The organism is Nonomuraea sp. NPDC050540 (assembly GCF_044457485.1).
Lineage (GTDB): Bacteria > Actinomycetota > Actinomycetes > Streptosporangiales > Streptosporangiaceae > Nonomuraea.
The window spans coordinates 183,251-196,382 of record NZ_JBITHA010000016.1; the positions used below are offsets into that span (position 1 = coordinate 183,251).

Consider the following 13,132-nt stretch of genomic DNA (forward strand, 5'->3'; position numbering starts at 1 on the left):
ATGGGAGAAGCTCAATGCCCGCCCTCAGGTCACGTACGGTCACCCACGGTAGGAACATGGCCGGAGCCCGGGCCCTCCTCCGGGCGACCGGCGTAGCCGGGAGCGACTTCGGCAAACCGATCGTCGCGGTGGCCAACAGCTTCACCCAGTTCGTGCCGGGCCACGTGCACCTGCGCGAGGTCGGCGACGTGGTCGCCGGGGCGATCAGGGAGGCGGGCGCGATCCCGCGCGAGTTCAACACGATCGCCGTCGACGACGGCATTGCGATGGGCCACGGCGGCATGCTCTACTCGCTGCCCAGCCGCGAGCTGATCGCCGACGCCGTGGAGTACATGGTCGAGGCCCACTGCGCCGACGCCCTGATCTGCGTCTCCAACTGCGACAAGATCACGCCGGGCATGCTGCTGGCCGCCATGCGGCTGAACATCCCGACCGTCTTCGTCTCCGGCGGGCCCATGGAGGCGGGCAAGACGCTCGGCAAGAAGCTCGACCTCATCGACCCGATGATCGCCTCCGCCGACGACAGCGTCTCCGACGCCGAGTTGCTGGAGATGGAGGAGAACGCCTGCCCGACCTGCGGTTCGTGCTCGGGCATGTTCACCGCCAACTCCATGAACTGCCTCGCGGAGGCGATCGGCCTGGCCCTGCCCGGCAACGGCACCATCCTGGCCACGCACAAGCGGCGCGAGCAGCTCTTCAAGGACGCCGGCCGCACGATCGTCCAGCTGGCCAAGCGCTACTACGAGGACGACGACGCCAGCGTGCTGCCGCGCGCGATCGCCACCCGCGAGGCCTTCGAGAACGCGATGGCGCTCGACGTGGCCATGGGCGGCTCCACCAACACGATCCTGCACATCCTGGCCGCGGCCCGCGAGGGCGAGGTCGACTTCGGGCTCAAGGAGATCAACGAGATCTCGCTGCGGGTGCCGTGCCTGTGCAAGGTGGCGCCGGCCACGAACAAGTACCACGTCGAGGACGTCCACCGCGCCGGCGGCATCCCGGGCATCCTGGGCGAGCTCGACCGCGCCGGGCTGATCCACCGCGACGTCCCGACGGTCAACGGCGGCACGCTCGGCACGCTCATCGAGGAGTGGGACCCGGTCTCGCCGACGGTTTCGCCCGAGGCCGTCGAGCTGTGGCACGCCGCGCCCGGCAACGTGCGCACGATCAAGCCGTACTCCCAGGACAACCGCTGGGACGACCTCGACCTCGACCGCGCGGATGGCTGCATCCGCGACCGCGAGCACGCCTACAGCGCCGACGGCGGCCTGGCCGTGCTCTACGGCAACATCTCCCGCGACGGCGCGGTGGTGAAGACGGCCGGCGTGGACGAGTCGATCTGGAAGTTCTCCGGCCCCGCGGTGGTGTTCGAGTCGCAGGACCACGCGGTCGAGGGCATCCTCGGTGGCAAGGTCAAGGCGGGCGACGTGGTGGTCATCCGCTATGAGGGCCCCAAGGGCGGACCCGGCATGCAGGAGATGCTCTACCCGACCTCGTTCCTGAAGGGCAAGGGCCTCGGCAAGGTCTGCGCGCTGGTCACCGACGGCCGCTTCTCCGGCGGCACCTCGGGGCTGTCGATCGGCCACGCCTCGCCCGAGGCGGCGGAGGGCGGCGCGATCGCGCTGGTCGAGGACGGCGACATCGTCGACATCGACATCCCCGGCCGCCTGCTGGAGCTGCGCGTGCCCGAGGCCGAGCTGGCCGCCCGCCGCGAGCGCCTGCTGACCGAGCTGGGCGGATACCGCCCGCGCGACCGCAAGCGCCCCGTCAGCGCGGCACTGCAGGCCTACGCGGCGATGACCACGTCGGCCTCGACGGGCGCCTCGCGCGACCTGTCGCAGCTGTCGTCACACCTCGTCCAGCGGTAGCGAGGCGAAGCCCGGCACCTGCTCGGGAATCACCAGCTTGCCTCTTGAGGTCAGCAGGGAGGTGGTCAGCGCCGTGGCCACCTCCTTCAGCGCCGCGCCGACCGGCCGGGTGCGGTCGGCCAGGAAGGCGCCGTGGGTGGCGACCTGCCGGATCGTCTCCGCGTTGCAGTCGCCCACCCCGAAGGCGATCACGTTCGGCCGGGCGGAGAAGGCGGGCGAGAGCAGATCCCGGTAGGAGGTGGTCCAGCTCTCGTCGTTGGGCCTGCCGTCCGACAGGAAGAAGACCGTGGGCCGGTAGACCGTGCCGCCGTCGGCCTTGATCAGGAAGACGTCGCGTTCGATGGTGGCGCGCAGCAGCTCCATGGCGGGGCCGTAGCGGGTGCCGCCGCGGGCGCGCAGCTGGGGGAGCACGTCCAGCGCGGCCAGGTCGGCCAGCGGGAGCAGTACCTCGGCGGTGCCGGAGAAGCCGACCACGCACAGCCGGGTGGCGGCGGGGGCGTGGGCCATCTCCAGCCGCAGCGCCTCCAGCCCGGCGTTGACCGCGTCGAGCGGCTCGCCGATCATCGAGGCCGACTCGTCGCAGACGAAGTAGAACGGCAGCACGTGCTCCGGCGTGGCCGAGACCATCTCCGGGGCGGCCACCGGGGGAACCGGCCGGCGTAGCGGCTCGTCGTACCCGACGAGGGCCTGGAAGAGCTCCATCACGGTCGGGCGGCGCGCGGACCGCTTGGCCAGGCAGCGCTCGACGAGCGTGCGCAGCGTGCCGGACAGCGGCCCGAGCTCGGGCTCGGCGTGCGCGATGCGGTTGGCCAGCGCGGCGAAGTGCCCGCTCGTGCCGAACGGCGGCATGCCCGACGCGGCGAAGACCATCGTCGCGCCCCACGCCCACACGTCCGCCTTGGGCCCGAGCGGGCCCCCGCCGAACTGCTCGGGCGCCATGTACGGCGGAGTGCCGATCTGGGTGTGGCGGGAGAAGTCGGTGGCCTCCAATGCGCGGGCGATGCCGAAGTCCACCACGCGCGGCCCGTCGGGACCGATGAGCACGTTGGCGGGCTTGAAGTCGCGGTGCACGATGCGGGCGCCGTGGATGGCGGCCAGCGCGGTCGAGGTGAAGATGGCCAGGCGTTCGAGCGCGGCGCTGGAGAACGGGCCGTCGCGCTTGACCGCGGTGTCCAGCGAGGGTCCGTTGACGAACTCACTGATGATGTACGGCATGTCGCCGTCGATGTCGGCGTCCAGGATGACCGCGGTGCACGCCCTCGGCACCTTCAGCGCGGCGGCCAGCTCCCCCGCGAAGCGCCTGCGCGCCTCGGCGTCGTGGGTCCAGCCGGCCCGCAGCACCTTGATGGCGGCCAGCTCGCCGGTGGGGGAGCGGCCCAGGTAGACCAGGCCCTGGCCGCCCTCGCCGAGCCGGTTGAGTATCTCGTAGCCGCCGACGTGGCGGGCGTCGCCAGGACGCAGGTCAGCCGGCACGCCAGACCGCCTGCCTCGCCCAGTCGGCGCCGATCTTGCCGGCCTGCCGCAGCAGGTTCGCGGCCAGCACGCACTTGGCCGCCGCCGCGTTCAGCATCGAGGCGGCGGCCCGCGCGCCGGGGTCGGGTAACGCGCCCACCAGCGCGGCCAGACGGGTGATCCGCCCGGCGGCCACGTAGAGCTCGGCCGCGATCCGGTCGGCCTGCCCCAGGCTCTCCACCAGGGCCCGCGCGATCCGCTCCAACTCCGAGCCGTTCATCTCACACCCGGTTGGCGTAGTCGGTCGCGGTCTTGGCCGCGCTGTGCAGCGAGCCCGCCGCGGCCTTGACCGCCCGCGAGGCCTCCTGCAGCACCGCGATGATCTGCTTGTCCGCGGCGGTGGCCGAGCCGCCGATGAGCTCCTGCACGCGCGCGACGGCCTGGGAGAACTTCACGTCGAAGGCCTGGATGCCGCCCGCCGCCTGCCTGGATTGGTAGGCGACGTCGTGCAGCTGCTGCTTGACCTGCTGGATCTGGGACATCTATACGGCTCCGATCACGAGGACCAGCACGATGACGAGCGCGACCGCCCCGATGAGGGCGTACATCCAGACCGGTCGCCGGGACGGCGGCGCCACTGGCCGGGGCGGCGGAGGAGGGGGCGGCGGCGGATTGGCCGTGACCAGGGAACGGGCCGACCGAAGCTCGGCGAGGCTCTCGTTCAGCCCCTCCTCCAGCCGCTCCAGCGTGGCCAGCGCGGCCCTGGCCGTGGTGGGAACCCCCAGGTCGAAGCGGTCCGCGAGGCCCTCACGAGGCACCTCGCCCTCGGTCATGACCTTGTGGCAGAGCCCGTCGAGCTGCCCGAGCCGCCTCTCCACCTGCTGCCTCTCCTGTACGGCCGTGGCCAGCCGCTTCTCCGCGGCCGACACCGCCCGCCCGGCGGCGGCCTCGACCGCGTCCAGCCGGCCCCGCCCCGCCTCGGCCGCCCGCGCCAGCACCCCGAGCGCCTCGGTGTACTCCTCCCACGCGCTCACCCGAAGATCACCACCGGCAGCGGCTCCCCGGACAGCCCGTCGTGCAGCAGCCCCCGGCCGGGCCGCGCCGACCAGGCGACCAAGGGCCCGCACACCTGCTGGACGGCCTCGACCGGGTGGCGCAGGAACAGGTAGGAGCTGACGTGGCAGCGGTCGAAGCCGAGGTGCTCGGTGCACACGTTCATGCGGTTCCACCAGCCGTAGAAGAAGACGCCCACGTCCGGCCCGTCCTTGACGATCTCCTTCAGCGTGTCGGCGGGCGAGGTGAAGTCGTCGCCCATCCGCATCCTGGCGCGGTGCATGCCGAAGCCGAGCACGTGCACCCACGGCTCGCCGCCGTCGCGTTCGCGCATCTCCTCGCGCAGCTCGGCCAGTTGCCCGGGGACGGCCCGCGCCTCCTCGAGCCCGTCCAGCCAGACGAACCGGTCGGCCGGGCGCGCCTTGCCGATCGAGGCGCTGAGCCCGGCCAGCACGCCGCGGGCCGCGGCCGCGTCGTCGCCCAGGATGAGCAGCCCGGCGCTCGGCTCCTGACGCACGTCGAAGGCGGCGGGACGCTCGGTGACGGCCACCGGCACGCCCACCCACGGGCGGACCAGGCCGGGTCCCGACTCCACCGGATGGTGCAGCAGAGCGGCCAGGTCGGCGGGCTCGTCCTGCTTGAACACGCGCGGGCGGCGCTCGGCGCGGGCGTGGTGCCACAGCTCGGCCCGCAGCGCCGCCAGTTCCTCCTCGCGGGCGTGCGCGATCAGCGCGACGCGGTTGGCCTCCGGGGAGCCGTAGTCGTCGTTGAGCACGGCCTGGCCGCGAAAGCGCAGCCCGGCGGCGGCCGTGTTGTGCGAGGACAGCAGCGACTGGGAGTCGGCGGCGGTGGTCTTGAGCACGATCCGGTTGGGGACCTGGCCGAAGATGGCCTCGCGCTTGGTGGCCAGGCGCTGGATGCCCTCGATGGTCTGGGTGGCCAGCACCACGTGCACGCCGTAGGCGCGGCCGAGCCGGACGAGCTTCTCCAGCAGGGCGGTGGCCTCGTCGGCGATCGGGTCGTCCTCGGCGAGCATCACCTGGAACTCGTCGAGCACCAGCAACAGGCGCGGCGGACGGTCGGGGCCCGGGTCCATGCCGGCGATGTCGGTCACGCGCAGCCGCTTGAACGTCTCGCTGCGCAGCTCCATCTGCTCGTGCACGTGCCGCAGCACCGCCAGGCCGAACTCGCGGTCGCTGAAGACGCCCAGCACGCGGGCGTGCGGCAGCCAGCGCTCGCCGCCCAGCCGCTCGAACTCCAGGCCCTGCTTGAAGTCCAGCAGGTACATCTCCAGGTCGGCGGGGGAGTAGCGGGCGGCCAGGCCGTGGATGAGCACTAGCAGCAGGTTCGACTTGCCCTGTCCGGCCGAGCCGCCGATGAGGATGTTGGGCAGGGGCGGGTTGCTGCTGCTGAGTCGTACCCAGGCGGGCTCGCGCCCTTCGGCGCCGACCGCGATCCGCAGGCCGTCGCCCTTCTCCACCCGCGCCCACCAGTCGCGGCGCGGCGGCAGCGTCCCGGCGAACGGCACCCTCGGCAACTGCGCGCCCGCCGCCGCCCCGGCCACCGCGGCGAACAGCTCCGGCCCCGGCGGCGGGTCGGGACGGCAGGCCACGTTCTCCAGCCCGGCCACCGCGATCCGCTCGCGGCCCGCCTCCACGCGCCGCAACAGCGCGGCCAGCCGCTCGGGCTCCACGCCGCGCTCGGGCTGGATCGCCGCGTTGTGCTGGACGAGGAAGCAGACGCCGCGCCCGGCCGCCGACTCGGCCACCCGCAGCAGGTCCCGCTGCACGCTCTCGTCCACACCCGCCGGGTAGTCGAGCACCACCATCAGCCGGTACGGCTCCGCCAGCTCCTCGAACGCGCACCCGCCCGACTGGGCGATGCGCTGGGCCCGCGAGTGCAGGGTGCGGACCAGGTCGCCGACCCGGTCGGCGAGCTCGGCCACACCGGACAGCGAACGAGGCAGCGCCTCGCCGAAGACCCCGAGCGCCCCGGTCAGCCTGGGGTCGTACGAGTCCACCTGGACCCGGCCGGCCGGAGCGGCCGCCACCGCCCTGAGCACCGCGCCCAGGATCAGGCCGGCGGCGCCGTCCCCCGCGGCGTACCAGCCCGCGGTGGGCAGCAGCGGGACGACGACCGGCACTTCGCCGCAGACGCCGACCCGCACATGTGTGGGGGCCGCGGTGCCGAGAGACCCCCACTCGGCCCCGGAGAAGGGCAGACCGGCGACGCCGGGCGCGAGTTCCGCGGTTGTGGCAGCCGCCGTCTCCCTCGCGCCGTCCATCGCCCGCCGCACCGCGGCCTGGATCCGGTGCCGTTCCGCCTCGGCCGTACGCTCGGCCCGCCGGACGGCTTGTTGCCTGTCGCGTTCCGCCCCGAGCTGCGCCTCGGCCGCGACCTTCCTGGCCACGGGCGCGTAGGCGCGAAAGGCCGCGACCAGTCCCCTGATCGCGGCCTCGCGATGGGCGACGCTCACAGGGCCACGACCACCCTGGCCGGCCGGAACACCCAGCCGTGCCGCGCGTACCCGCGGTTCCACACCTCGAGGATGGCGCCCGGCTCGCTGCCCTCCTCCGGGCGGGCGGCCGCCGCCTCGTGCGTGGCGCGGTCGAAGGCGGTGTCGGTGGGCACCTCGCGGATGCCGTTGACGGCGAGCAGTTCGAGCAGCTCGTCCCTGATCGCCAGGGCGAAGTCGCCCTCCTCGGCCTCGTGGCGGTCGATCCGGTCGATGACGGTGGCCACGCCGAGCACCAGCGGCAGCTGCAGGTCGCGGAAGAGCGCGCCCTCCGCCTGCTGGATACGGCGGGCCTGCTCCTCAAGGAGCTTGCGCTTGTCCAGGTCGTCGGACAGGCGTCGTTTGAACAGGTCGGTCAGGACGTCGAGTTTCTCGGACAGTTCCTCACTCATAGGATCTCCAGGTCGCGCATCGCGTTGCGCATCTGCTCGACGGCGTGGGCCCCCAGGTTGTTGTCGCGTTGCAGCTCGACGGCGCCCAGCGACTGCCCGGTCGCGCCCAGGAACACCTCGGCGTGCACGACGCCGTCGATGTCGTAGGCCATGACCACGCGGATCTCGGCCTCGTCCGGCAGGCCGGGCGGCAGCATCAGCTCCGTCGACTTCAGGACCGTCACGTAGCGCAGGTCCTCGTCGTCGCCCTCGGTCAGCTCGAAGTCGACCACCCGCTGGCCTGGCTGGACGGTGTAGAAGCTCTTCTCCCGCTTCACCGGGATCTTCGAGTTGGCCGGGATGATGATGGAGTTCTGCGCGATGTTGCGCTCGTTGAGCGCGATGGTGCCGAGGCTCTGCGAGGTCACGTCGCTGACCGCGACCGGGATGCGGGCGATCGCCCCGCTGGCCGCCGCGCCCAGCGTGTCGGCGTAGACGGCCGCGCCCAGCGCCACCGCCTCGTCCGGATTGATGCCGATGTCCGGCACCCGGCCGGACATGCGCTGCACCATCGTGCTGACCATCGGCATCCGGGTCGAGCCGCCCACGAGCAGAATCCGGTCGATCTTGTCCCAGTCGACGCCGGCCTTCTCCATGACCTCCTCGACCGTCACCTCGGTACGGCTGAGCAGGCTCGCGGTCAGCTCCTCGAACTCCGCCCTGGTGACCGGCACCTGGAAACTCGCTCCCTCGGCGCTGACCCGCACGATCGTCTGCGGCATGCTGGTCAGGCGCCGCTTGGCCTGCTCGCACTGGCCGCGCAGCTCGGCCTCGCCCTTGTCCGACTCGCGCACCTCAGGCCCGCCCTGCTCGCGGATGCGCGTGGCGACGTGGCCCATGAGCAGGTTGTCGAAGTCGAAGCCGCCGAGGTTGCGGTCGCCGCCGGTGGCCATGATGTCGAACTCCGTGCCGGTCACCCGCATGATCGTCACGTCGAAGGTGCCGCCGCCCAGGTCGTAGACGAGGAAGACGCCGCTCTGCTGCTTGTTGAGCCCGTAGGCGATCCCGGCCGCGGTCGGCTCGTTGATCAGGCCGAGCACGTTGAGCCCGGCGATCTCGCCGGCGTCCTTGGTCGCGGTACGGCGGGCGTCGTCGAAGTAGGCGGGCACCGTGACGACGACGTCCCTGACCTCCTCGCCGAGCTGCATGGAGGCGTCGGCGGCCAGCCGCTTGAGCACCAGCGCGGAGACCTCCTCCGCCCGGTACTCCTTGCCGTCGGCGTCCACGTACGCCGCCCCCGGCTCGCCCATCTTCCGCTTGACGAACTCCACGCAGTCGTCGGGCAGCACGGCGGCCAGCCGCTTGGCCTCCACACCGACCAGCGGCGTGCCGTTCTCGAACACCACGACGGACGGCGTGAGCCGCTCGCCCTCGCGGTTCTCCAGGATCTCCGGGGAGGGCCCGCGCACGATGGCCGACGCCGAGTACGTGGTGCCGAGGTCGATGCCGATGACCGCCATCAGCGCCCCCGGACGATCTTGGCGTTGATGCGCCACTGCGGAAGGTAGTGGTTGCGGATCTGCAGGTGGATACGCAGCCAGGCGACCCCGCCGCCGAGCAGCACACCCAGGAAGAATCCCCCGGACCCCGCGTTGCTCAGGATGCCGACGATGACGAAGGCGATGATCGCCCAGAGGATCACGGTCTTGGTGATCTTCCAGGCGGTCACGCCGAACAGGTGCTTGGTCTCCATCGCGATCAAGTACTGTTCCTGGTCGGCGAGGCGCATCATGATCTGCTCGTCGTCGCTCAGCGTCCTGACCCGGTTCAGCACGATCCGGATCTGCGCGATCTCCTCGGCCGAGGTGATGTAGTACCCGTCGTCCTGCTTGGCCACGGGGATCGTCTCGGCGTGCGCGAGCAGCACGTCGGCCAGGTAGTAGGCGGCCATGCGCTTGTTGGAGCCGTGCAGGTGGAGCTTCTCCAGCACCGGGATGGCCTCGGAGTAGCGGCCCTGGTTCGCGAGGCTGCCGGCGATGCCCAGGTCGGCCTCCTCCGAGCCGCCGGTCAGCCGGTTGACCTGCTCGTAGCAGGACAGCGCCCGGTCCCATTGCTCCAGTTCCTCGTAGACGCCGCCGAGCTCCAGTTGCCGGTCGGGGTTGGCCGCGTCGAGCGAGGTGGCCTGCTGCGCCTCGTACAGCGCTTCGTTGAGGTTGCCCAGGCCCGCGTTGGCACGTGCCAACAGGCTCCAGACCTCGGCGGAGGCGCCGAGCGTGTTGCGCGCCTCGCGGGCGCAGTAGGCGGCGGAGTTGTAGTCGCCGATGGCGAGATAGTCGCGGGCCTGCTGCAGCCAGTCGCCGCTCGCCGACGAGGCGGTGACCGGCGCCTGGGAGCCGCCGCCCGCGGCCAGGAACGCGTTGAGCTGGAGGTCGTAGCCCTTGCGCCGGGCGTCGTCGAGCAGGATCTCTCTGGCCTTGGTCAGCAGCGCCACCTTTTGCTCGGCCTCCTGCCGCTTGCTGAGGTCGGAGCTGTTGGTGCGCTTCTGCCACTGCCGGAGCTCGTTGGTGATCTTCTTCTTGATGACGTCGGCCGGGTCGTTACGCTCCGCGCCGACGATGGCGTAGTAGTTGTCCATGCCGCGTCTCCATGACCGGGGGATCTCCATGCTCGGAAGCCAGATCGCGGCCCGCCAGTGCTGTTGCGGCCAATGGCAAGAAGATGACGTTATGTCACGCGCGACGGCGGCCTATGCTCCGGTCGTGGAAGTGATCACGGTCCAGCGCGACTTCCAGGGCAGCACGGCCGTCGAAACCCGGCACCTGCGGCCAGGAGAATCGCTCACCTTCGGTCGCGGCACCGCCGATACCCCGGTCGACCTGCCGCTCGACGACCCGGCCGTCTCGCGCAAGGCGGGACTGCTGCGGGCTGTCAAGGACTACTGGGAGATCTCCAACCAGTCGCGCCGCTACGCCTACGTCGTGGAAAACCTGGAAGGCGGCGGATTCGTCCGGCTGTCACCGGGCACGGTCGACGCGCCGATCCCGTTCGAGACCGCCAGGGTTCGCGTGCCCGGCCGCCAGGACCAGCTCACCTTCCTCGTGCTGGCCCCGCTCAAGCGCCGCCTGGCCACCGAGCACGACCCCGGCGGCGCCACCGGCACCCCGCAGCCCTACCCGCTCGACCCCGCGGCCAAGTACTTCCTCGTGCTCGCCGCACTGTGCGAGCCTCAGCTGCGCGACCCCGCCCGCGACCGCGTGCCGAGCGTCCCCGAGGTACGCCAGCGGCTGGCCGCCCTGGGACTGAGCCGCTCGGCCATCAACTACCACGTGGACTTCCTGGCCGGCACGAAGTTCCGGCTCCAGCCGCCTGGCCAGGGGGCCGGGGTCGACTGGAAACCCCGCTCGATCGTCAAGCACGCGCTGCGCTTCGGCCTGATCACCCCCGCGCACCTGGTCCTGCTACCCCCGGACTAGCAGACTCGCCACGTGGTCGCTGACGCCCTTCAGCAGCGTCGAGGGCACGATCGGGTGGTCGGCGATCGCGGAGAACAACGAGGGCAGGCCCGGCAGCGGAAAACCGTCGTCCTTCAGCGCAGCCGCCCCGACGTCGTTCTTGTCCAGCGCGCCCCGGCTGCGCTCCCACGCGTCGAGCACCTCCTCGGGGGAGGGCACGCCGAAGCCGTGGCCCACCGGGGCGGCGTGGCGCAGCCGTACCAGAGGGGTCTCGGCGAAGGCGAGCGCGCTGCGGGCGCGGACGCCGAGCTCGCGGCGCGGCCCGGGAGCGATCCAGTCCATGGCCGTGCACGGCTTGCGGCAGGTGGCCACGCACACCGCGAGCGCGCCGGCGACCTGGCTGTGCTGGCGGTCGAAGTAGGCCCGCCAGCCCTCGGGCGGCTCACCGGCCACCCGCAGCGTACGGTTGGTCGCCGACTGCTCGGACTTGGTGTGGTCGCAGTCGCGGTCGCCGATCACGCCGAACCTGCTGCCGTCGGCGCTCAGCCCGTCCGGCCAGCGCGCCGGGTCGCCCGCGTGGCCCAGCTGCGGCTCGAAGGCCAGCAGCGGCAGGTACTCGCTGGCGATGTGCACCGCGGCGATCATCGGGCTCAGCTCGCGGCGGTGCCACCGGATCGCGATGACCTCCAGCAGCAGGCCGTAGGCGGGGCGCAGCGACTCCAGGGCGCCGCGCGGCGTCTCACGCGGCGTCTGCGGCATGTGGCAGGCCCGCGCCCGGCGCTTCAGGTCGGCCGGCACGCCCCGTGCCTCGACGGCGAAGTCCTCGGCGTCCAGGGAGAGCAGCCGCTGCCCGAACTCGCACACGGCGGCCACCTCCTCGTCCGAGGAGAGCGCTCCGAGGTCGGCGAAGGCATAGCGGTGGGCCAGCGCGACGAGCAGATCACGAGTCGTATCCACGCGATCACTCTCTCACGGCTCGGAAGCCACCCGCGTCGCCCCGGGGCCCGGGAGCGCGCGGTGTGTTCTGACGGTCACCCTGCAAGCTTAGAGATGGTCCGCAGGGCCCCGGAGCGATGCACTAGCTGTCATGGATATGCACTGGACAGATCAGAACCCGAAGTCGGGCACCACCCATCACGACGGGCAGGGCTCGCGGACGCACTGAATCTCGCCCGGCTGGCCGGTGGGGTCGCCGGTCGGCTCCTCCGGTCCTGGCGTCGTGGGCTCGACCGTGGGCGTGGGCTCCGCGGTCGGGGTCGGCTCGGCGGTGGGAGTGACCGTGGGGGTCGGTACGGTCGGCGTCGGCTCAGGCTCGTTCGTGGCCGTCGGGGTCGGCTTGGGGGTGGGCGAGGTCTTGGCGGGCGGCAGCGCCGGCTTGCCCTTGACCTGCTCGCGCTCGGTCGGCGGCGTCACCGTGGCGTTGCCGCCGGGAGGCAGGATGCTCTGCTGCTCGAGCGGCGCCACCGGGCGCAACCACAGAGAGCCCACCACGGCCGCCGTGGCCAGCACCGCGGCCGAGACGGTCAGCGCGCCGACCAGCGCCCGGCGGCGGCGCGGCGCGGGCGAGGCGTGGGGGTCGGCCAGCGCCCTGCGCGCGGCCTCGCCCATGTCGGCGGCCGAGGCCCAGCGCCGGTCGGGTGTCTTCTCCAGCGCCTTGGCCACGACGGCGCGCGGGCCCGGCGGGATGTCGTCGGGCAGCGTGGGCGGCGGCTGGTGCAGATGCTTGTAGATGATCTGCACGGGGGTGTCGCCGTCGAACGGCAGCCGCCCCGTCAGGCACTCGTAGGCCACCACGCCCAGCGCGTAGACGTCGACGGCGGGCGTGACGTCGCTGGCGGTGGCCATCTCCGGCGCGCAGTAGCCGGCCGAGCAGAGCATCGCGCCGGTGGCGGTGAGCTGCCCCGCCGAGACCGAGTGGGCGATGCCGAAGTCGGTCAGCGCCACCCGGCCGTCGGGCCGCAGCAGCAGGTTGCCCGGCTTGACGTCGCGGTGCACGATGCCCTGGGCGTGGGCCGCCGACAGCGCGTCGGCCACCTCGGCGACCAATCGCATCGTGTGGGCGGGGGTGAGCGGCTCGCGGTCGAGCGCCCGGTCGAGCGACTCGCCCTCGACGTACTCCATCACCAGGTAGCTCAGCGTGCGCTCGCCGACCGTGGCCAGGCCGTAGTCGTAGACGTCGACGACGCCGGGGTGACGCAGGGTGGCCATGGCCCGCGCCTCGTTCTGGAAGCGCTGGGCGAAGGTGGCGTTCTCGCTCAGGGCGGGCGTGAGCACCTTGAGCGCGACCTCGCGGCCGAGGACCGTGTCGGTGGCACGCCAGACCTCGCCCATGCCGCCACCGCCGATCCGGGTGGTCAGCTGGTAGCGATCGTTGAGTGTGGTCCCCGAGCCGAGCACGCCTTCAACGCTAACACCGGCGCC

At 72.2% G+C, this 13,132-nt stretch carries 12 protein-coding genes; 2 read left to right on the plus strand and 10 right to left on the minus strand.

The genetic code is table 11. The annotated features are described in order from the left end of the window. Window positions 1-14: 14 nt before the first annotated feature. Window positions 15-1,868 carry a dihydroxy-acid dehydratase gene (gene ilvD / locus ACIBI5_RS41010; RefSeq protein ID WP_397255132.1) on the plus strand — a complete coding sequence of 618 codons (1,854 nt, stop codon included), beginning with the start codon at window positions 15-17 and terminating at the stop codon, window positions 1,866-1,868. Here ilvD and ACIBI5_RS41015 read toward each other — a convergent pair. Genes ACIBI5_RS41015 through ACIBI5_RS41050 form a run of 8 tightly spaced genes read right to left on the minus strand, consistent with a single transcriptional unit; the run spans window position 1,848 to window position 9,894 of the window. Further along, the gene (locus tag ACIBI5_RS41015) at window positions 1,848-3,341 is read right to left on the minus strand and encodes a protein kinase (protein WP_397255134.1); all 1,494 of its coding nucleotides are present in this window, start codon (window positions 3,339-3,341) and stop codon (window positions 1,848-1,850) included. The genes ilvD and ACIBI5_RS41015 overlap by 21 nt on opposite strands. Beyond that, window positions 3,331-3,600 (minus strand): hypothetical protein, encoded by a 270-nt coding sequence (locus ACIBI5_RS41020; RefSeq protein ID WP_397255136.1) that lies wholly within the window; start codon window positions 3,598-3,600, stop codon window positions 3,331-3,333. Before ACIBI5_RS41020 ends, ACIBI5_RS41015 begins: the two co-directional genes overlap by 11 nt. Window position 3,601: 1 nt before the next feature. Then, the gene (locus ACIBI5_RS41025) at window positions 3,602-3,862 is read right to left on the minus strand and encodes a hypothetical protein (protein WP_397107920.1); all 261 of its coding nucleotides are present in this window, start codon (window positions 3,860-3,862) and stop codon (window positions 3,602-3,604) included. Then, window positions 3,863-4,354 carry a hypothetical protein gene (locus ACIBI5_RS41030; RefSeq protein ID WP_397255138.1) on the minus strand — a complete coding sequence of 164 codons (492 nt, stop codon included), beginning with the start codon at window positions 4,352-4,354 and terminating at the stop codon, window positions 3,863-3,865. After that, entirely contained in the window at window positions 4,351-6,849 is a 2,499-nt protein-coding gene (locus tag ACIBI5_RS41035) for an FtsK/SpoIIIE domain-containing protein (protein ID WP_397255140.1), read from the minus strand. The genes ACIBI5_RS41030 and ACIBI5_RS41035 overlap by 4 nt, the downstream gene beginning before the upstream one ends. Further along, a complete protein-coding gene (locus ACIBI5_RS41040) occupies window positions 6,846-7,280 on the minus strand; it encodes a nucleotide exchange factor GrpE (protein WP_397255142.1) in 435 nt (144 codons plus the stop codon). Before ACIBI5_RS41040 ends, ACIBI5_RS41035 begins: the two co-directional genes overlap by 4 nt. Further along, entirely contained in the window at window positions 7,277-8,779 is a 1,503-nt protein-coding gene (locus tag ACIBI5_RS41045) for an Hsp70 family protein (RefSeq protein WP_397255144.1), read from the minus strand. Before ACIBI5_RS41045 ends, ACIBI5_RS41040 begins: the two co-directional genes overlap by 4 nt. Further along, window positions 8,779-9,894 (minus strand): hypothetical protein, encoded by a 1,116-nt coding sequence (locus ACIBI5_RS41050; RefSeq protein WP_397255146.1) that lies wholly within the window; start codon window positions 9,892-9,894, stop codon window positions 8,779-8,781. Before ACIBI5_RS41050 ends, ACIBI5_RS41045 begins: the two co-directional genes overlap by 1 nt. A 124-nt stretch (window positions 9,895-10,018) precedes the next feature. Between ACIBI5_RS41050 and ACIBI5_RS41055 the strand changes: the two genes are divergently transcribed. Then, window positions 10,019-10,732 (plus strand): hypothetical protein, encoded by a 714-nt coding sequence (locus tag ACIBI5_RS41055; protein WP_397255148.1) that lies wholly within the window; start codon window positions 10,019-10,021, stop codon window positions 10,730-10,732. Here the strand turns inward: ACIBI5_RS41055 and ACIBI5_RS41060 are convergent. Both ACIBI5_RS41060 and ACIBI5_RS41065 read right to left on the minus strand, forming a co-directional pair. Continuing rightward, on the minus strand, window positions 10,718-11,668 hold the full coding sequence (locus ACIBI5_RS41060; protein ID WP_397255149.1) for a hypothetical protein: 951 nt from the start codon (window positions 11,666-11,668) through the stop codon (window positions 10,718-10,720). The two genes, ACIBI5_RS41055 and ACIBI5_RS41060, sit on opposite strands and share 15 nt — an antisense overlap. A gap of 177 nt (window positions 11,669-11,845) precedes the next feature. Then, complete coding sequence (locus ACIBI5_RS41065) at window positions 11,846-13,108, minus strand: serine/threonine-protein kinase (RefSeq protein ID WP_397255151.1); 1,263 nt, start codon at window positions 13,106-13,108, stop codon at window positions 11,846-11,848. Window positions 13,109-13,132: the final 24 nt, after the last annotated feature.